Below are 19,602 nucleotides of genomic sequence, written 5' to 3'. Positions count from 1 at the left end.
CGGGAAACAGCCGCGTGGCAAGGGGCCGCGGCTAGTCATCCGATCGCAGGCGCGCGTTCGGCGGCGGCCCTTTGCCACGCCATGCCGGCATCCTCGTCGAAGAGCTCGGCGAGCTTCTTCATCATCGTGCCGCCCAGCTCCTCGGCATCCACGATGGTGACCGCGCGGCGGTAGTAGCGCGTGACGTCATGGCCGATGCCGATCGCGATCAGCTCCACCGCCTCGCGCCCCTCGATCTCGCCGATCACCTTGCGCAGATGGCGTTCGAGGTAGTTGCCCGGGTTCACGCTGAGCGTCGAATCATCCACCGGCGCGCCGTCGGAGATCACCATCAGGATGCGGCGATGCTCGGTGCGCGTCAGCAGCCGGCGATACGCCCATTCCAGCGCCTCGCCGTCGATATTCTCCTTCAGCAGCCCCTCGCGCAGCATCAGGCCGAGATTCTTCCGCGCGCGCCGCCAGGGGGCGTCGGCCGCCTTGTAGACCACGTGCCGCAGATCGTTCAGCCGCCCCGGATTGCGCGGCTTGCCTTCCGCCACCCAGCGCTCGCGCGATTGCCCGCCCTTCCAGGCGCGGGTGGTGAAGCCCAGGATCTCCACCTTCACCGAGCAGCGTTCCAGCGTGCGCGCCAGGATGTCGCAGCACATCGCCGCCACCGTGATCGGCCTTCCGCGCATCGAGCCCGAATTGTCGATCAGCAGGGAGACCACCGTGTCGCGGAAATCCGCCTCGCGCTCATGCTTGTAGGAGAGCGACTGCATCGGGTTGACGACGACGCGGGCGAGGCGCGCGACATCGAGCAGCCCTTCCTCGAGGTCGAATTCCCAGGCGCGCTGCTGCTGCGCCATCAGGCGGCGCTGCAGCCGGTTCGCGAGCTTCGAGACCACGCCCTGCAGGTGGGACAGCTGCTGGTCGAGCTGCTGGCGCAGCCGGGCGAGTTCCTCGGCGTCGCAGAGATCGTCGGCCTCCACCACCTCGTCGAAATTCTTCGTGAAGGCGCGATAGACCGAGGCATCGTCCACGGGCGGCGTGTCGCGGCGCTGCTGCGGCCCGCCGGGGCGGTCATCGCCCTCGGCCGCGGCGCCGTCCTCCTCGCCCTGGTCGGTCTCTTCCTCCGAGGCGTCGCCCTGCATGGTCTCGGGCTGGGCGCCGAGCATGCTCTCCTGGTCCTGCGCCTGGGCCTCGCCCTCGCCGGACTGGTCCTGCTGGCTCGAGGTCTCGCCACCCTCGCCCTCTTCCTCGTCCTGTTCGGATTCGGCCTCGACCTCGGCTTCCGCCAGGTCGAGCGCGGCGAGCAGCTTGCGCGCGGCGCGGCCGAAGGCGTCCTGGTCGGCGCGGGCCTCGGCCATCTCGGCCAGGGCAAGCTCGCCCTTCTCGCCGAGGGAATCGCGCCACAGCTCCAGGATGCGCTGCGCCGCGGCGGGCACGGCCTCACCGGAGATACGCTCGCGCGCCAGCAGGCCGAGTGCCGCGGCCAGCGGCAGCTGGTCCTTGCGCGTCATCCGGTCATAGCCCTCGGCCTCGCATTGCTCGGCGAGGCGGGCGCGCAGATTGGCGGCGACCCCGGACATGTGCTGGCTGCCGACGACCTCGACGCGCACATCCTCCAGCGCGTCGAAGACCTCCTTGGCCTCGCGTCGGGCCGGCAGGCGCGCGGCGTGCACGCCCTCATCATGGTGGCGCAGCTTGAGCGCGATGGCATCCGCCGCGCCGCGCAGCTTCGCCATCTCGGCGGGCGGCAAGGCGCGGGTGGGCAGCGGCAGGCGCGCGCGCTTGCCGGCGAGGCCCGAAGGGCCGGGCTGGTAGGCGACCTGCACCTCGGGCTGGCGCGCGATGGCGCGCAGCACGCCGGCGGTGGCGCGCTTGAACTCTTCCTGCCGCGTCTGGTCCTTCGGGTTCGCCATCGGCGGGCTCAGCCCGCCTTGCGCAGCAGGCTGCCCGTGTTCAGCTCCTCGTTGAAGCAGCGCTGGTAGTATTCCGCCACCGTCGAGCGCTCGGCCTCATCGCACTTGTTCAGGAAGGACATGCGGAAGGCGAAGCCGAGATCGCCGAAGATGCGCGCATTCTCGGCCCAGGTGATGACCGTGCGCGGGCTCATCACGGTGGAGATGTCGCCGGCGATGAAGCCCGCGCGGGTGAGGTCGGCCAGGGCCACCATCGCCTCGGTCTGGCGCTTCAGCTTCGCATCCTTCTCGTCGAGGCCGAGCTTGGCCATGACGATCGCCGTCTCCTGCGCATGCGGCAGGTAGTTCAGCGTGGCCACGATGTTCCAGCGGTCCATCTGGCCCTGGTTGATCTGCTGCGTGCCATGATAGAGGCCCGTCGTGTCGCCCAGGCCCACCGTGTTCGCCGTGGCGAAGAGGCGGAACTGCCTGTGCGGGCGGATCACGCGGTTCTGGTCGAGCAGGGTGAGCTTGCCCTCCACCTCCAGCACGCGCTGGATCACGAACATCACGTCCGGGCGGCCGGCATCGTACTCGTCGAAGACCAGCGCGCAGGGGTGCTGCAGCGCCCAGGGCAGGATGCCCTCGCGGAATTCGGTGATCTGCTTGCCGTCCTTGAGGACGATGGCGTCCTTGCCGATCAGGTCGATGCGGCTGATGTGGCTGTCGAGGTTCACGCGGATGCAGGGCCAGTTCAGCCGTGCGGCCACCTGCTCGATATGCGTGGACTTGCCGGTGCCGTGATAGCCCTGGACCATCACGCGGCGGTTGAAGGCGAAGCCGGCCAGAATCGCCAGCGTCGTGTCGCGGTCGAACTTGTAGGAGCTGTCGAGCTCCGGCACATGTTCGGTGCGCACCGAATAGGCGGGCACGACCATGTCGCTGTCGATGCCGAAGACGTCGCGCACGACGACCTTGGTATCGGGCATGTCGATCGCGCTGGTCGGCTGGATCTCGGCAACACTGGCGAGCTTGGTCATCTCTCAGTCCGTCTGTGGCTTGGGGGGCAATCTAAGGCGGCTCGGCGAACCCGGCTACCCGGGCGCGCGCAATTACGCGGAGGCCGCGGCGCGGGCGCGTTCGGACAGCGCGGCGGGCAGGCTGCGGCGCAGCAGGCTGTAGGCGCGGTTGATGTCCTTCAGCTTTTCCTCGGCCGAGCGGTCCCCGCCATTCGCATCCGGGTGGTAGCGCTTGGCAAGCTCCTTGTAGCGGTCGCGCAGCATCGTCGCATCCAGCGGCCAGGCCAGGCCGAGCAGGTCGAGGGCGGCGCGCAGCTCGGCCGGGGGTTCGTCCGGCCGCTTCTGGCGCTCGCGCCGCGCCTGGTGCAGGGGGGTGGCCCCCAGCACGCCCAGCGGGTCCACCAGGTGTTCGCTGTCGAAGGGGTTGGCGCCGCCAAGGCGCCCGAGCGGCCAGGTCGGGCGCTGCCAGCCGGCATCGGCGCGCAGATTGGCCTCGATCTCGCCCGGGCCCATGCCCTTGTAGTAGTCCCAGGCGCGGTTGTAGGCGCGCACATGCTCCAGGCAGAACCAGCGATACTCGTTCAGCGCCCTGCGGTCGCGCGGGGCGCGATACTCGCCGGCGAGGCCACAGCCCGGTTCCTCACAGAACCGTGTCGGGGCTTCGGGCGCGCTCGCCGCCAAGCCGATCCTCTCGCCCTTTCGTGCCATCGCGCGGTTATGGCCACGCTCCGGCAGGTGCGCAAGGCAAAGGGGCGTGCGGAATCTGGCGCCGCGGCGCGATCTGGGCGAAACAGCAAGACATGAGCCCGACCTCCTCGATTTCCCGCGCCGACCGCATCGCCGCCCTGCTGCGCGCCCATTTCGGGCCCGCCGAGATCCAGGTGGTGGATGACAGCCATCGCCATGCCGGCCATGCCGGCGCCGCGCCGGGGGGCGAGACGCACTACACCATCACGGTGGTGAGCAAATCCTTCGCGGGGCTCGGGCGCGTGGCCCGGCAGCGCGCGGTGAACACCGCCCTGGCCCATGAATTCGCCACCGGGCTGCACGCGCTCTCGATGAAGCTCCTCGCCCCCGGCGAGGGCTGAGGCCGGGCGCCGCGCGGGACCCGCCGCCGCATCCTCATCGCCCGGGCGGGGGACCACCGCCCGCTCGCCCTGCCCAGGATTGGTGACAGCGCCCTCACGCCGACGGCGTGCGGCAAGGCGAGCCGATGCGCCACGCCATCGCGGGGTCACGCCATCACGGGGGCGGCGCTGTCCTGTCTGCGCCCAAAATATTGCGGGCGCAGACCGCAGGACCGATCACGATCATCGTACCTTTTGCCTCTGGTGGGCAAATTGATTTCGTTGGGCGTCTGCTCGCCGGCCGTCTCGCGCGCATCCTGGGCGAGCCTGTGGTGGTGCGGAACCTGCCCGGGCAGGGCGGCCTGGCGGGCAGCTGCCTGGCCGGGGAGGCCGCCCCCGATGGGCGCACGCTGCTGCTCGCCCCCAACGGCGTCTATGCCGTCGCGCTGAAGATTGCCTCCTGCCGCTTCGGCTTCCGGGACACCTTCGCCCCCCTCGGCCTGCTGGCGACCACGCCGCTGGTGCTCTGCGTCTCGGCCGAGTCCGGCCTGCGCAGCCTCGGGGCGCTGACCCGCGCCGCCCGCACCGCCCCCGGCGCGCTGCGCTACATCACCACGCAGCGCCACCACCTGCCCATGCTGCTGCTGGCGGACACTCTCGAGATCAGCCTGACCGGCGTCTTGGTCGGCGGCGCCCAGGCCGGGCTTGAGGCGATGGCCAGGGGCGAGGCGCAGCTTGCCCTGCTGGAACTGGGGGCGGCGATGCCGAATGTGAGCTCCGATCGCCTGCGCGCCCTGGGCATTGCGGCGGCGGCGCGCGTGCCGCAACCGCCGGAAGTGCCCGCGCTGGGCGAGGTCGGCCTGCCCGGCTTCGAGGTCGCGACCGACTACGCGCTCTTCACCCGCGCCGGCACGCCCGAGGCCATCCTCGATCGCCTGGAACGGGCCAGCATCGCCGCCTTCGCCGGCCCGGATGTCCAGGAACTGCTCTCCCCGATCGGCGTGCAGGTGCTGGGCGGCAATCGCGCCGGCTTTCCGGCCTATTTCGAGGCAGAGAACAGCCGATGGCTGGCCCTGATCCAGCAATTCGACATCACCTCCATGGAGCAACCGCGATGAGTGGCGCGGCACACGCGGCCCTGGGCGACCTGATCCGGCGCCGGTCGGCACTGCGGGGGGGCGGGCTGCTGGTGCTTTCGACCGCGATGGCCGGCGGCGCCGCAACATCCCAGCCGGTACCCTCCGCCGCGCCACCCGGCACGGCCCGCGACCCCGCCGCCATCGCCGCGCGCCTTGCGGCGCTGCTCGACCGGCAATGGGACCACCTGCAATGGGTCGCCCGCGCGGTGCAGGAATTCTGGCCGCCCCAGGATGCGGAGGAACTGCGCTTCATCGTCGAGACGGCGCATTACAACGCCCCGCACATCGTCTGGATCGGCGTGGCGACCGTCGCCGATGGCCGGGTCTTCGCCGCCATCCAGAATCTGCTGGAGGGCATGGATGTCACCCAGCGCCCCTGGTTCATCGAAGGCACGCGCCACAACGCGGCCGTCGATGTGCACGATGCCGTCCTGCTGCAGCGCGCGCTCAATCGCGACCCCGCCCTGGGCATGCTGCGGCTGATCGACTTCGTCAGCCCGATCCGCGACCGCGCCGGGAACATCGTGGCGATGATCGGCTGGCACATCCTCTGGGACTGGGTGGTGGAGGCGATCCGGCGCGAGGAAGCGCAGTCGGGCCTGCGCCTCGGCCTCGTCGCGGCGAGCGGCGAGGTGCTGCTCGCCCCGCGCGGCGTGCCGGAGGCGCGGCTGCGCGACGCCCCGCGCTTTGCCGTGCGCCAGCGCGGCGACACGCCCTCTTTCGGCTGGCAGATCATGGTGGTCGGCGATGCATAGGCGCAGCGACATGCTTCAGCCCCTGGAGCGCCGGGGGCTGCTGGGCCTCGCTGCCCTGCCATGGATCCGCCCGGCGCGCGCCGCGGCGACCTATCCCGATCACCCGGTGCGCCTGGTTGTGCCCTTCGCGGTCGGCGGATCGACACATTTCGTGGCGCAGCTCCTGGCCCGCCGCCTCGGCGCCGCCCTGGGCCAGCCCTTCACCCTCGAGGTCATGACCGGGGAGAGCGGGCTGCTCGCCATGGCGGATGTGGCGCGTGCCGCACCCGATGGCTATCGGCTGGTGCTCAGCCCGAACAGCACCTTCGCCATCGCCGTGCACTATCACCGCACGCCGCTGCGCATCGTGCGCGACTTCGCGCCGATCGGGCTGGTCGCCAGCAACCCGATGGTGCTCTGCGTGCATGCCGATTCCGGCTACCGGGCCTTGCCGGACCTGATCGAGGCGGCGCGGCACGCGCCGGGGCGCATCCGCTACGCCATGGCCGGCGCCGGCGTGTCCAACCACCTGGCGGTGGAGCTGTTCGCGCGGGGCTTCGGCCTCAGCTTCCAGGCCGTGGGCTTCAGCGGCGGCGCGCCGGCCATGCACGCCCTGCTGCTGGACCAGGTGCAGTTCTCCTTCGTGGACCTCGTCACCGCCATTCCGCGCGTCGCGGGCGGCCAGTTGCGGCCGCTTGCCCTCACTTCGGCGCGCCGCGCGGCGCAGATGCCCGATGTGCCGACCATCGCGGAGTCCGGGCTGGAGGGCTTCAGCGCCACCACGGATTTCGCGCTCTTCGCGCCGGCGGGCACGCCCGAGCCGGTGCTGGAGCGCCTGTCGCTGACGACCCGGACGATCATGGGCGCGGCCATGAGGGGCCTCACCCGTCCCGCCACGCCCAGCCCCGCCATCCTGCGCGTGCAGGTGCAGGCGGGCCGGGAGATGGCGCCCCAGCCGGCCGATTGGGTGGCGTTCAAGCGGCGCTACCTCGGTCCGGACGGGCGCGTGGTGGATACCGGCAATGCCGGCATCTCGCACAGCGAGGGGCAGTCCTACGGCATGCTCTTCGCCGTCTTCTTCGATGACCGCGAGGCCTTCGGCCAGATGTGGACCTGGCTGTCGCGCACCCTGCGGCGGCCCAATGATTCGCTCTTCGCGTGGAAATACGTCCCGCGCGGGAACCCGGTGGTGCCGGATTCCAACAACGCCACCGATGGCGACCTGCTGGTTGCCTGGGCGCTGCTCGCGGGGGGGGCGGGGCACCCGGCCGCGGCCCAGCCCGACCCGGCGCAGGCCGCGCAGATGGAGGTGGTGGTCCAGGCGCCCCCCAGCCTCGGCATCCCGGCCTCTGGCAATGTGCGGCATGAGGGGCTCGCCGGGCTGACGATCCGGCGCCAGCGCGAGGATCTGCTGGCGCTCATGGGCCCGCTGCGGGAGAACTGCGCCGACGTGTCGGGCGCCTATTTCGCCGGGCTGGACGTGGCGGGCATGGCGCCTTGGGATGTGCGCTGCTCGAACCGCTCCGCCTGGCGGATCAGCGTGCCGCGCGACCCCGCGGTGGCGCCCACGGTGATTTCCTGCTCCGTGCAGACGGAGCTCTGCTTCCTGCCCGCGCCGCGCGTCCCGGGCGACCTGGGCATGCTGCGCACCGCGCGCTGCTCGGCCGCCTGCGAACTCACCCTCGGGGCGGAGCGCCGGGCCTGCATGGCACGCTGCCTCGCGGGGACCGAGACGGTCGCAGCGATGGGCGAGGCCGGGAAGGACCGACACATCGTCATCGACGTTGCCGATCTCGGCCTGATGAACGAGGGCTTCCTGGCCGGGGCGAGCACCTCCGCGGCCGCGCTCGCGGTGTCCACCATCAACCATTGCGCGGCGGTGGTGCAGGCCCCGGATGGGCAGGTCCTGGCCGGATATGGCATTGAGCTCGATGATGCGGAGCGTGAGGCTCGGCGAGTCTGCGGCGCGGGAGAGAACTGTCAGGTGATCGTCTCGGGCTGCTGAGGTCGGGGACAGCATAGAGGCGCAGGAGGCCAGGTCTGACCCTCTGGAGCGGATGTGCGGGATGTGGCGCGGCGACCCGGGCGTGGGGGCCGGCGCTGCTCCGCGTCCTGCTCCTGCTCGCGGCGCTGCTGCCCGGCCCGGCCGTCCGGGCGGAGACGCCGGGCGAACGGCGGGTGCTGCGCGTCGTCACGATGGAGGTCATGCCGCCGCTGGTCTTCCGCGACGTGGATGGCATGCCGCGCGGCCTGGTGCCCGATCTGTGGTCGGCCTTCGCGCGGGAAACCGGCGTCGTGATCGACCTGCAGGTCCTGCCCTGGGCACAGGCACTCGCGCGCATGCGCGCGGGCGAGGCGGATGTCATCGACACCATCACGCCGACCGAGGAGCGACGGCAATGGCTCGCCTTCTCCCCGGCGCAGACGGCCTTCAGTGTCTCCCTGTTCTTCCATGAGAGCATCCGCGGCTTCCGCGACGCCAGCTCGGCGCGCAGTTTCCGGGTCGGGCTGCAGGAGGGCGATGCCTGCGGCAGCCATCTCCGCGCCGCCGGCGTCACCAACCTGGCCGCGTATCGCAACTACGAAACGATGGTCGAGGCCGCGCGCCAGGGTGAGATCCTGGTCTTCTGCGGGCATGAACAGGTCATCCACTACCTGCTCGGGCGGCTGGGCGGCGGCGCGACCTTCCGCCACACCGAGCCGCTCTACCTCGCGACCGGCCATTGGGCGGTGCGCCGGGACGAGGAGGCAACGCTCGCCCTGGTGACGGAGGGCATGGCGCGCATCCAGCCGGGCGAGCGCCATGCGCTGGAGCGGCGCTGGATGGGCGATGGGGGCCTGCCGCCGCCGCCCTCGACCCTGCCGCCCTATGCGCTGCCGGTCTTCGCCGTGCTGCTGGCAAGCCTCCTGGCGCTGCTGGTGCTGCAGGGGCTGCTGCGCCGCTTCGTGCGGCAGCGGACGCGCGAACTGGAAGAGACCCAGGCCGCGCTGCGCGAAAGGGTGAAGGAGCAGACCTGCCTCTACGCCGTGTTCCGTGAAAGCGAGGACCTGACCAAGCCGCTCGGCCAGCTGCTGGAGGATGTCGCCCGCTGCATGCCGGCGGGCTGGTTCTACCCCGACTCCGCCATCGCCAGGATCGAGGTGGATGGCGTGGCCTTCGAGACCGGCCGCCTCGCCGGCACCACGGCGCGGATGAGCGCGCCGATCCTGGTCGACGACCAGCGCCGCGGCCAGGTCACGCTGGCCTATCGCGACCCGCTGCCGCAGCGCGACGAAGGCCCCTTCCTGCGCGAGGAAAGGCTGCTGCTGGACGCCATCGCGGCGCGGCTCGGCAGCAAGCTCGACCGCCGCAGCTCCGACCGGCTGCTGCGCGACAGCGAGAGCAAGTTCCGCACGCTGTTCGAGGAAACCCGGCAGGCCGCCTTCCTGGTCGAGGAAGGGCGCATCGTGGCGGTGAACAAGGCGGTGCTGGCCATGCTGCGGGCGCGCTCGGCCGATGAGGTGCTGGGCCGCTTCCCCACCGCCTTCACGCCCGCCTTCCAGCCCGATGGGCGGCGCACCAGCGATCTCGAGGCGGAGGTGAACGCCGCCGTACTGGCCCAGGGCTCCTACGAGTTCGAGGCCGCGCACCGGCGCATCGATGGCGAGCCCTTCATCGCCCGCGTGATGCTGACGCGCATGCAGCAGGAAGGGCGCCCCCTGCTGCACGCCGTCTGGACCGAAATCACGGCGCTGCGCCAGGCGGAGCAGGAGCTGACCATCTACCGCCAGCGGCTGGAACTGCTGGTGGAAGAACGCACGCGGGAGCTGGATGCGGCCACCGCCTCGCTGCGCGCCAGCAATGACGAGCAGCGCGCGATCTTCGATGCCGCGCCCTACGGCATCATCCTGGTGCGGGAGCGCATGATCATCCGCTGCAACCGCGCGGCCGAGCAGATGTTCGGCTACGAGCCCGGCGGCATGGTCGGGTGCTCGACCCGCATCTGGTACGCCGATGACGCGGATTTCGCCGCGGCCGGGCAGGCGGTGGGCGCCGAGGTGCGCGACCACGGGATCTACATGGGCGAGCGCGAGCTGCTGCGCCGGGACGGCTCGCGCCTGTGGGTGCGCAGCACGGCGCGGGCGATCGACCCGCAGGACCTGACCAAGGGCCTCGCCGGCGTCTTCATCGACATCACGACAGAGCGCCTCGCCGCCGATCGCCTGCGCCTCGCCGCCGAGGAGCAGGAGGCGATCTTCAACACCGCCACCTCCGGCATCGCCCTGCTGAAGGACGGCGTGCTGATCCGCTGCAACCGCCGCCTGCACGAGCTGTTCGGCGTGGCGGAGGGAAGGATGGTGGGGCAATCCGCCACCAGCTGGTTCCTCGACCAGCAGGCGCTGCCCGCCGAGATGCCGTGCCTCATGCAGACGCTGACCGAGGGCCGGCTGTGCTCCATCGAGCGGGAGTTGCGCCGCGCCGACGGCAGCGTGTTCTGGGGCCGGCTCAACGGCATGGCGGTGGATCCCGCAGATCGCGCGAAGGGGTCGGTCTGGGTGATCGACGACATCAGCGCCGAGCACGACCTGCTCGAGGAGACCTCGAAGGCGCGGGCCGCGGCCGAGGAAGCCGCCCGCGCCAAGTCGGACTTCCTGGCCAATATGAGCCATGAGATCCGCACGCCGATGAACGCCATCATCGGCCTCACGCATCTGCTGCTGCGCACCGAGCTCTCCGCGCGCCAGCGCGACCTGCTCGGCAAGGTCCAGGCCGCGGGGCAGCATCTGCTGGGCGTGATCAACGACATCCTCGATTTCTCGAAGATCGAGGCCGGCAAGCTGACGATCGAGGAGACCGACTTCAACCTCGAGCGCCTGCTGGCGCAGACCACGACGCTGCTGACCGAGAAGGCCAGCGCCAAGGGGCTCGAGATCATCCTCGAGATCGGCCCGGACGTGCCCACCGACCTGCGCGGCGATCCGCTGCGGATCGGCCAGATCCTGCTGAACTTCGCCTCCAACGCCGTGAAGTTCACGGAGCGCGGGGGGGTGACCATCACGGTGGAACGCGCCGGGAGCGACGGCCCGGCGGCGCTGCTGCGCTTCATCGTGCGCGACACCGGCATCGGCGTGGAGGACGCCCAGAAGGGGCGGCTGTTCCAGAGCTTCCAGCAGGCCGACATGTCGACCTCGCGCAAGCATGGCGGCACCGGGCTCGGCCTCGTCATCTCGAAGCGGCTGGCCGAGGCGATGGGCGGATCCGTGGGCTTCGAGAGCAAGGCGGGGGAGGGCAGCGCCTTCTGGTTCACCCTGCCGCTGCGCCTCGCCGCGCCCTCGCGCGCCGCGCTGGTCCCGCGGGCGGATCTGCACGGGGTGCGCGTGCTGGTGGTGGACGACAACGCGCAGGCCCGCGCCAGCCAGCGCGCGATGCTGGCGGCCCTGACCTTCAGCGTCGCCACCGCTGCCTCGGGGGCGGAGGCGATCGAGGCGGTGCGCGCGGCGGATGCCGAGGACCGCCCCTATGCCATCGTCTTCCTCGACTGGCGGATGGCGGGGATGGATGGGCGGCAGGCCGCCGCGCGCATCCGTGCCCTGCCCCTGCGCCACCCGCCCCATCTCGTGCTGGTCGGCGCCCATGGCCGGGAGGAGAGCCAGCCGCAGGCCGAGGATCTGGCATCCGCCCGCGTGCTGACGAAGCCGCTGACGCCCTCCCTGCTCTTGGACACGGCGATGGCGTTGCTCGCCATGCCGGGGGGCGCGCCCGCACCGCCGCGCGCGCCCGCGGCGGCGGGGGCGAGCCTCGTCGGACGGCGCGTGCTCGTCGCCGAGGACAACGCCGCGAACCAGGAGGTCGCGCGCGCCCTGCTGGAAAGCCTCGGGCTGGTCGTCGATGTCGCCGGCGATGGCGCGGCCGCCCTGCAGATGGCGATCGCGGCCCCCTATGATCTGGTGCTGATGGACGTCCAGATGCCCGTGCTGGATGGCCTGGCCGCGACGCGGGCGATCCGGCGCATCCCGCACCTCGCCTCGCTGCCCATCATCGCGATGACGGCGAACGCCACGGCGCAGGACCGGGCGGAGTGCCTGGCGGCGGGGATGAACGACCACATCGCCAAGCCGATCGAGCCCGAGCGCCTGCCCGCCGCCCTCGCCCTCTGGCTGCCCGACGCCCCGGCAGCGCCCGCCCCCCCCGCCGCGCCGCCCGAGCGCGCGCGCCTGCCGCAGGGCATCGAGGGGCTGGAGGTGGAGACCGGGCTTCGCCGGGTGGGTGGGGCGGCGGCCACCTATCTGCGCCTGCTGCGGATGTTCGTGCGGCAGGAGGCCGAGGCCGCGTCCGAGATCCGCGCCGCCCTCGCCGCCGCGGACCGGACCACCGCGCAGCGCCGCGCCCATACGCTGCGCGGCCTCGCCGGAAGCCTGGGCGCCCGCAGCCTCGAAGCCGCGGCCGCGCGGCTGGAGCGGGCCATCCGGGAGGGTGCGGAGGAGCCCGCCCTCGCCCCCGCCCTGGAGGCATTCACCCACCTTCTCGGCGCGCTGGTGCCGGCGCTGGCCGCCTTCCTCGATCAGCCCACCGGCGCGCCGGCAGGGACGGGGGCCGTGGATCCGCAGCACCTCGCGGCGTTGTGCGACGACCTCCGCCGGCTGCTGGCGGATTCGGATGTCGCGGCAGTGCGGCTGTTCGAGGCCCATGCCGAGGAGCTGCGCGCCGCCTTCCCCGACTGCTTCGCCGCCCTGGCCGCGGCGATCGGCGCCTTCGAATTCACCGCCGCGGCGGCGCTGCTGGCGCGGGCCGTGGCGCAGGACCCGCCGCCACCCGAAACCGCCCCCGGCGCAGGAGATCGCCCATGCCCCCTCCCCTAGAGCAATATGCGTTCAGATGGAATCATCTGAACGCATTTCTTGCTCTAGATTCAATGACTTCTAGAGCACGAGCTGCGTTCATGAGAACGCAGCGTGCTCTAGCGGCGGAGGAGACCTCGCCGGCGCGCACCATCCTCATCGTCGACGACGCGCCGGCGAACCTCACCGTGCTGAGCGAGATCCTCGCGCCCCATTTCCGCGTGCTGGCCGCGACCTCGGGCCCGGCGGCGCTGCGGATCGCCGCGCGCGACCCGCCGCCGGACCTCATCCTGCTCGACGTGATGATGCCCGGTATGGACGGCTTCGCGGTGATCGCGGCGCTGCAGGGCAATCCCGCGACGCGCGGCATCCCGGTCATTTTCGTCACCGCCCTGGATGCGGAGGCGGATGAGGCGCGGGGGCTTGGCCTCGGCGCCGTGGATTACCTCACCAAGCCGGTGCAGCCGGCGCTCGTGCTCGCGCGCGTGCGCACGCATATCGAGCTCAAGCTGGCGCGCGACCGGCTTGCCGACCAGAACGCCTTCCTCGAGGCGGAGCTGGCGCGGCGGATGCAGGAACTGCTGCTGGTGCAGGATGTCACCATCCGCGCGCTGGCCCGGCTGGCAGAGGTGCGCGACGAGGAAACCGGCAGCCATGTCCGGCGCACGCAGCTCTATGTGCGCCTGCTGGCGGAGCGGCTGCGCGCGCATCCGCGCTTCGCCGCCGTGCTGACGCCGGCGGGCATCGAGAAGATCGTGAAATCCGCGCCGCTGCACGACATCGGCAAGGTCGGCATTCCCGACAGCATCCTGCGCAAGGGCGGCCGGCTCACGGCGGAGGAATGGGCCATCATGAAGACCCACACCACGCTGGGCAGCGACGCCATCGAGGCCGCGGAACGCGATGCGGAGCGCCCGGTCGAGTTCCTCTCGACGGCGAAGGAGATCGCCCATTGGCACCATGAGAGATGGGATGGCAGCGGCTACCCCGACGCCCTGGCCGGGGAGGCCATTCCGATCAGCGCGCGGCTGATGGCGCTGGCCGACATGTTCGACGCGCTGGTCTCACGCCGCGCCTACAAGCCGGCGATGCCGATCGAAGAGGTCGCGGCGCGGATCGCGGCCGAGAGCGGCCGCCATTTCGACCCGGATGTGGTCGACGCCTTCCTGGCCGAGCAGGACCGCTTCGCCGACCTCGCCGCGCGCCACGCCGAGCCCTGAGGCGAGCGGGCCGTGGCGGGCCCTATTCCTCCGCCTGCGCCAGGTGTCGCTGCACCACCGGGCTGTCCGGCGCATAGGCGAGGCAGGAGCCGATGGCGAGGCTGCGGCGCGGCGGCAGGGGTTCGCCGGCGGCCTTGGCGACGGCGCGGGCGGCCTCGGCGCGGCGCCACTTCACCGGGCCGATGGTCTGGTAGGCGACCGTCGCCATCTGGGCCAGCACCTCGCGCAGATGCGTGCAGCCCAGCACGCCGCCCACGCGTTCCTTCACCACCCGGTTGAAACCGACGCCGATGGAAGCCCCGATCAGCGCGCGGAAATTCGGCGCGGCCTGCGGACAGACATTGTAGGGCGTGAAGTCGGACACCGCCTCGACGTCGCGGATCACCATCGCCTCATCCACCGTCAGGCGCAGCCACATGCCGTGCAGCGCCTCGCCGGGCTGGATCTGGCCGCGGTCGAAATTGCCGAAGGCGTAGGTCTTGGTGTCCTCGAGATGCGCCTCGATGTCGAACATGCCGTCGTCGCGCTGGTAGCCGCGCATGTCGATCGCGCGGGTGTGCAGGTGCTGGCGGCCGGCAGGCGGGGAGAGCGGCATGGCGGCATCGCTAACATGCACCTCGGCGCGCGGCCACCCGCAGATACGGAAGGACCGCCCCGCGAAAATCGTCTATGCCCCGGGCGAGCGGCACGGGAAGGAACGCGCGGATGCAGGGGCGGGTGGTTGGCCGGGTGGCGGAGCTGTGGCGTTTTCCGGTGAAGTCCATGGCCGGCGAACGCCGCGACGCCTTGGAACTGCGCTGGACCGGGCTGCTGGGCGACCGGCAATACGCCTTCCACCGCGCCACCAATCCCAGCCGCTTTCCCTGGCTGACGGGGCGCGAGGTGCCGGCCCTGGTGCTGCACCGCGCCGCCTTCCGCGACCCCGAGGATCCGCGCAACGCCCCGGTCGAGGTCGAGACACCGGCGGGCGAGCGCCTGCCCCTGAACGCCCCCGCGCTCCACGCCGCGCTGGAGGCGGCGGCCGGCGAGCAGGTGGCGCTGATCCAGATCGGCCGCGGCGCCTTCGATGCCATGCCGGTCTCCATCGGCACCACGGCAGGGCTTGCGCAGGTGGCGGCCGCGCATGGCAGCGCACTCGACCCGCGCCGCTTCCGCCTCAACATCCTGATCGAGAGTGATTTGCCGGAATCCGCCCTGGCCGGGCTGCGGCTCGGCTTCGGCGCGGCGTCCGACGCCCCGGCGCTCCTGGTGGCGGAGGGCATCCAGCGCTGCGCGATGATCACGCTGGATCCCGAGACGGCCACGCGCGATGCCTCCGTGCTGCGCACCGTGGCGCAGCGTTTCGACAACGAACTCGGCGTCTACGCCGCCGCCGCGCGGCTCGGCGTGATCCGCGAGGGCGATGTGGTGCGCGTGATCGACTAGAGCAATCTGCGTTCAGATGGGTCGCGGCGCTGCCGCGACGCTGAACGCATTTCTTGCTCTAGATTCAATGATTTTCAGAGCACGAGCTGCGTTCATGAGAACGCAGCGTGCTCTAAGCGCGGTCCGCGCTCAGGGCGCGCAGCCCTCGTCGCGCAGCAGCGCGAGCACCGCGGCCTCGGGCACGTCGCCCGCCGTGAAGCACTCGCCCGCGCCGCGCAGCAGCACGAAGCGCAGCGCGCCGTCACGCGCCTTCTTGTCCTTGCGCATCCGCGCCACCAGCGCCGCGGCCGAGAAGCTGCGCGGCAGGTCGCCGATGCGCGCGGGCATGCCGCAGGCCTGGAGGTGGGAGATCACGCGCCCCGGCCACTCCTGGGCGCAATGGCCGAGCCGGGCGGAAAGGGCTGCAGCGAGGCCGAGGCCGATCCCCACCGCCTCGCCATGCAGCAGGCCGCCGCCATAGCCGACCTCCGCCTCCAGCGCATGGCCGAAGGTATGGCCGAGATTGAGCAGGGCGCGCCCGCCTTCCTCGCTTTCCTCGCGCTCATCGGCGGCGACGACGGCGGCCTTGAGCCGGCAGCTTTCCAGCACGGCATGGGCCAGGGCGGCGGGGTCGCCGGCCACGGCGCGCGCGCCCTCGCCTTCGCACCAGTTCCACAGATCGCCCTGCAGCAGCCCGTGCTTGGCGACCTCGGCATAGCCCGCGCGGAGTTCGCGCGGCGGCAGGGTGGCGAGCACGCCGGTATCGGCCAGCACCATGAGGGGCTGGTGGAAGGCGCCGACGAGGTTCTTGCCGAGCGGCAGGTTCACGCCGGTCTTGCCGCCCACGGACGAATCCACCTGCGCCAGCAGCGTCGTCGGCATCTGGATGAAGGGCAGGCCGCGCAGCGCGATGGCGGCGACGAAACCGGCGAGATCGCCCACCACCCCACCGCCGAGGGCCACCACCGCCGTCCGCCGATCGACGCCCGCGCCCAGGAACTGCTCCAGGATGGCCCCGACCTGGGCGAGGTTCTTGGTCGCCTCGCCCGGCGGGACGATGGCGGTGGCGAGCACCGCCACGCCGGCCTCGGCCAGGGCGGCCTGCAGCCGCGGCAGGTGCAGCGCGGCGACCTGCGAATCGGTGACGATGGCCACCCGCCGCGCCGGCAGATGCGGGGCGATCAGCGCCCCGGCGCGGCCCAGCAGCCCCTCGCCGACCAGGATCTCGTAGCTGCGCGTGTCCAGCCGCACCGGCAGGCGCAGCGGCTCGCGATGCGCGGCGATGGCCTCGGCGACGCGGCGGGTGGTGATCTCGGGCGGCTCGTCGGTGCAGTCCACGATGACATCGGCCTCGGCAAAGGTGGGGTGGCGCGCCGCCAGCAGGCGTTCCAGCACCTCGCGCGGGTCGCGGTTGAGGAACATCGGCCGGTGTTCGCGCCCGGCCACGCGGCGCAGCAGCGTGGGCAGCGCGCAACGCAGCCAGACCGAGGTCGCCGCTGCCTCCCGCACCGCGGCGCGCGTGCGCGCATCGGTGAAGGCGCCGCCGCCGGTCGCGAGCACCAAGGGCGGGCCGGCCAGCAGCCGGGCGATGACGCGGCGCTCGCCATCACGGAAATGGGGTTCGCCATAGCGGGCGAAGATCTCGGTGATCGGCAGGCCGGCCGCGGTCTCGATCTCGGTGTCGGCATCGACGAAGGGCAGGCCGAGTCGCTGCGCCAGGCGCCGGCCGATGGAGGATTTCCCCGCCCCCGGCATGCCCACCAGCACGACGCTCCGCCCCGCCGCCACGGCAGGTGCGGCGGCGGTTTCGGGGTGCAGCGCGGCGGTCTCGGACCAGTCCGGCAGGGTGAGGTTGCGTGACACGGCGGCGAAGGTTAGCACAGGCCACGCCGCGCGAGGATCCGCCCCCCCGATGTTCCGCAACCCCATCCTGCTGCTGGTCGCGATCCTGATCGGCCTGGTGCTGGTGGTGCTGCTCGGCATCGGCGCCTTCCCGCCCTCCGTCACGCCCCAGCCCGTGGAGCGGACCATCCCGGCCGAGCGCTTCGGCCCGCGTAGCTAGGGCGCGTGTCGCACCGGATCGAAGCCTTTCTGGAGATGCTGGCGGCCGAGCGCGGCGCGGCGCGCAACACGCTGGCCGCCTATGCCGCCGACCTCGCGGATTTCGCCACCCATGCCCGCGCGCGCGGGGTGGCGCTGGAGGCGGCCGGCACGGCGGAGGTGCAGAGCTACCTGGCCGGGCTCGACGCCGCGGGGCTTTCGGCCCGCACCGCCGCGCGGCGCCTCTCCGCCCTGCGCCAGTTCTTCCTCTTCGAGGTGCGGGAGGGCCACCGCAGCGAGGACCCCACCGCCCTGCTGATGAGCCCCCGCCTGCCCGCCAGCCTGCCCAAGGCGCTCAGCGAGGATGAGATCACGGCGCTGATCGAAGGGGCGCAGACCCTGCCCCGGCGGGGGGCGATGGCGGTGGCGCTGATCGAACTGCTCTACGCCTCCGGCCTGCGGGTGAGCGAGCTGGCCACACTCCCCGCCGGCGCGCTGCGCGCCGATGCGCCGCTGATCGCGGTGCGCGGCAAGGGGGGCAAGGAACGGCTGGTCCCGATCTCGCGCCGGGCGCGGGAGGCGGTGCGCGCCGCGACGCCGGAGAAGCCGCGCGGGCGCTTCCTGTTCCCCTCGCGCGGCGCGCAGGGGCATCTCACGCGCCAGGCGATCGGGCTGATCCTGAAGGATGCCGCGCTGGCCGGCGGGATCGACCCCGCGCGCGTCAGCCCGCATGCGCTGCGGCACAGTTTTGCCACCCACCTTCTTGGCCATGGCGCGGATCTGCGCAGCCTGCAGATGCTGCTCGGCCATGCCGACATCGCCACCACCCAGATCTACACCAAGGTGCTGCAGGAGCGGCTGACGAAGCTGCTGGAAGAGCACCACCCGCTTTCGGAGAGCGCCGCATGACCAAGATCCGCCTGCACCGAAGCGAACTCGCCGTGCCCGGCATCCGGCCCGAACTCTTCCCCAAGGCCGCCGCCGGCGCCGCCGATGCGGTGTTCCTCGACCTCGAGGATTCCGTGCCGGAGGCGCAGAAGGAAGCGGCGCGGGCCAATGTCGTCGCCGCGCTGCGCGACATCGACTGGGGCCGCAAGATCCTCGCCGTGCGGATCAACGGGCTGGATACGCCGCACGCCTATCGCGACATCATCGCGCTGCTCGAGCAGGGCGGCGACCGGCTGGATGTCATCATGGTGCCCAAGATCGGCGATGCGAAGGAGGTCTTCGCGGTCGACCTGCTCTGCACGCAGATCGAGATGGCCGTCCCCCGCGCGCGCCCCGTGGGCCTGGGCCTCGTCATCGAAACCGCGCGCGGGCTGGCCAATGTGGAGAGCATCGCCACCGCCTCGCCGCGCAATGAGAGCCTGCATCTGGGCGTGGCGGACCTCGCGGCCTCGCTGGGCATGCGCACCACGGCGATCGGCGGGCTGAACCCGGATTATGCGAGCCCCGCCGGGCTGCTCGACCCCTGGCATTTCGCGGTCGCGCGCGTGATCACCGCCGCGCGCGCCGCCGGGCTGCGCCCGATCGACGGCCCCTATGGCGATTTCCGGGATGGCCCCGGGCTGGAGGCCGCCGCGCGGCGCGGCCGGGCCATGGGCGCGGAGGGCAAGATGGCGATCCATCCCGGCCAGGTCGCCGCCATCAACGCCGCCTTCGCCCCGGGCGAGGCCGAGGTGGCGCAGGCGCGGCGCGTGCTGGCCGCGATGGCCGAGGGCCAGGCGGCGGGGCGGGCGGCGGTGGCGCTGGACGGCAAGCTGCTCGACATCGCCTCGATCCGCCAGGCCGAGGGCATCGTGGCGAAGGCCGAAGCCGCGGGTTAGCCCAGCTTCGCCCCTACTCCTCGGCTTCCAGACGGTCGATGTCGTCGTCCGAGAAGCCGAAATGATGCGCGATCTCGTGGATCAACACATTGCGAACCAGGCGGAACAGATCCTCCCCGGTCTCGACCCATTCCAGCAGGATGGGCTCGCGGTAGAGGGTGATGCTGTCGGGCTGGGTCGGGGTGTCCATCACGCTGCGCTCGGTCAGCGGCGTGCCGCGATAGAGGCCCGTCAGCGCCCAGGGGCTGTCGAAGCCCAGCTCCTCGGCGGTTTCCTCATCGGCCACCTCCTCCACCACCACGGCGGCGCCGCGGACGAGGTCGCGCAGCTCCTTGGGGATGGCGGCGAAGGCCTGTTCGGCCATCTCCACGATGTCCTCGATGGTGGGCGGGTGGTGGAAGCGGGTCATGGGCGCATCCACATCGCTGTTGCCATCGCCGTCAAGCCGGAG

Annotated in this window: 16 protein-coding genes; 10 read left to right on the top strand and 6 right to left on the bottom strand. The window is 71.9% G+C overall.

Going from position 1 to position 19,602, the window contains the following annotated elements; genetic code table 11:
- Positions 1-35: 35 nt before the first annotated feature.
- The 3 genes from cobT to AC2D9U_RS10920 form a co-directional block, all read right to left on the bottom strand.
- On the bottom strand, positions 36-1,904 hold the full coding sequence (gene cobT / locus AC2D9U_RS10930) for a cobaltochelatase subunit CobT (RefSeq protein WP_484748744.1): 1,869 nt from the start codon (positions 1,902-1,904) through the stop codon (positions 36-38).
- An 8-nt stretch (positions 1,905-1,912) separates the two neighbouring features.
- Positions 1,913-2,923, bottom strand: a complete 1,011-nt coding sequence (gene cobS / locus AC2D9U_RS10925) for a cobaltochelatase subunit CobS (protein WP_484748741.1) — start codon at positions 2,921-2,923, stop codon at positions 1,913-1,915.
- 72 nt (positions 2,924-2,995) lie between these two features.
- Positions 2,996-3,610, bottom strand: coding sequence for a J domain-containing protein (locus tag AC2D9U_RS10920; protein ID WP_484748739.1), 615 nt, complete (start codon positions 3,608-3,610; stop codon positions 2,996-2,998).
- 92 nt (positions 3,611-3,702) lie between these two features.
- On the opposite strand from AC2D9U_RS10920, the gene AC2D9U_RS10915 reads away from it, so the two are divergent.
- The 6 genes from AC2D9U_RS10915 (at position 3,703) to AC2D9U_RS10890 (ending at position 13,881) form a co-directional block, all read left to right on the top strand.
- Positions 3,703-3,990, top strand: a complete 288-nt coding sequence (locus AC2D9U_RS10915) for a BolA family protein (protein ID WP_484748736.1) — start codon at positions 3,703-3,705, stop codon at positions 3,988-3,990.
- Between the two features lie 125 nt (positions 3,991-4,115).
- The gene (locus AC2D9U_RS10910) at positions 4,116-5,087 is read left to right on the top strand and encodes a tripartite tricarboxylate transporter substrate binding protein (protein ID WP_484748735.1); all 972 of its coding nucleotides are present in this window, start codon (positions 4,116-4,118) and stop codon (positions 5,085-5,087) included.
- Positions 5,084-5,863, top strand: coding sequence for a hypothetical protein (locus tag AC2D9U_RS10905; RefSeq protein WP_484748733.1), 780 nt, complete (start codon positions 5,084-5,086; stop codon positions 5,861-5,863). The genes AC2D9U_RS10910 and AC2D9U_RS10905 overlap by 4 nt, the downstream gene beginning before the upstream one ends.
- A 10-nt stretch (positions 5,864-5,873) precedes the next feature.
- Entirely contained in the window at positions 5,874-7,847 is a 1,974-nt protein-coding gene (locus AC2D9U_RS10900; protein WP_484748732.1) for a Bug family tripartite tricarboxylate transporter substrate binding protein, read from the top strand.
- A gap of 173 nt (positions 7,848-8,020) precedes the next feature.
- Complete coding sequence (locus tag AC2D9U_RS10895) at positions 8,021-12,682, top strand: response regulator (RefSeq protein WP_484748729.1); 4,662 nt, start codon at positions 8,021-8,023, stop codon at positions 12,680-12,682.
- 80 nt (positions 12,683-12,762) lie between these two features.
- On the top strand, positions 12,763-13,881 hold the full coding sequence (locus AC2D9U_RS10890; protein WP_484748726.1) for an HD-GYP domain-containing protein: 1,119 nt from the start codon (positions 12,763-12,765) through the stop codon (positions 13,879-13,881).
- Between the two features lie 22 nt (positions 13,882-13,903).
- On the opposite strand, the gene AC2D9U_RS10885 is transcribed toward AC2D9U_RS10890, so the two are convergent.
- A complete protein-coding gene (locus AC2D9U_RS10885) occupies positions 13,904-14,476 on the bottom strand; it encodes a DUF2889 domain-containing protein (protein ID WP_484748723.1) in 573 nt (190 codons plus the stop codon).
- 110 nt (positions 14,477-14,586) lie between these two features.
- Here AC2D9U_RS10885 and AC2D9U_RS10880 point away from each other — a divergent pair, with 110 nt between their 5' ends.
- Complete coding sequence (locus tag AC2D9U_RS10880; RefSeq protein WP_484748721.1) at positions 14,587-15,306, top strand: MOSC domain-containing protein; 720 nt, start codon at positions 14,587-14,589, stop codon at positions 15,304-15,306.
- Positions 15,307-15,435: 129 nt separating this feature from the next.
- Here AC2D9U_RS10880 and aroB read toward each other — a convergent pair whose 3' ends face one another.
- Entirely contained in the window at positions 15,436-17,103 is a 1,668-nt protein-coding gene (gene aroB, locus AC2D9U_RS10875) for a 3-dehydroquinate synthase (RefSeq protein WP_484749684.1), read from the bottom strand.
- Between the two features lie 94 nt (positions 17,104-17,197).
- On the opposite strand from aroB, the gene AC2D9U_RS10870 reads away from it, so the two are divergent.
- From AC2D9U_RS10870 to AC2D9U_RS10860, 3 genes are read left to right on the top strand one after another with little or no spacing between them, the layout of a single operon-like run.
- The gene (locus AC2D9U_RS10870; protein WP_484748718.1) at positions 17,198-17,347 is read left to right on the top strand and encodes a hypothetical protein; all 150 of its coding nucleotides are present in this window, start codon (positions 17,198-17,200) and stop codon (positions 17,345-17,347) included.
- Positions 17,348-17,352: 5 nt separating this feature from the next.
- The gene (locus tag AC2D9U_RS10865; protein ID WP_484748714.1) at positions 17,353-18,234 is read left to right on the top strand and encodes a tyrosine recombinase; all 882 of its coding nucleotides are present in this window, start codon (positions 17,353-17,355) and stop codon (positions 18,232-18,234) included.
- A complete protein-coding gene (locus tag AC2D9U_RS10860; RefSeq protein WP_484748710.1) occupies positions 18,231-19,151 on the top strand; it encodes an HpcH/HpaI aldolase/citrate lyase family protein in 921 nt (306 codons plus the stop codon). Before AC2D9U_RS10865 ends, AC2D9U_RS10860 begins: the two co-directional genes overlap by 4 nt.
- A gap of 13 nt (positions 19,152-19,164) precedes the next feature.
- Here AC2D9U_RS10860 and AC2D9U_RS10855 read toward each other — a convergent pair whose 3' ends face one another.
- Positions 19,165-19,560, bottom strand: coding sequence for a metallopeptidase family protein (locus AC2D9U_RS10855; RefSeq protein WP_484748708.1), 396 nt, complete (start codon positions 19,558-19,560; stop codon positions 19,165-19,167).
- Positions 19,561-19,602: the final 42 nt, after the last annotated feature.

It is taken from the genome of Roseomonas sp. TF40, from assembly GCF_057219975.1.
This window is presented reverse-complemented; position numbering and strand designations above follow the sequence as displayed.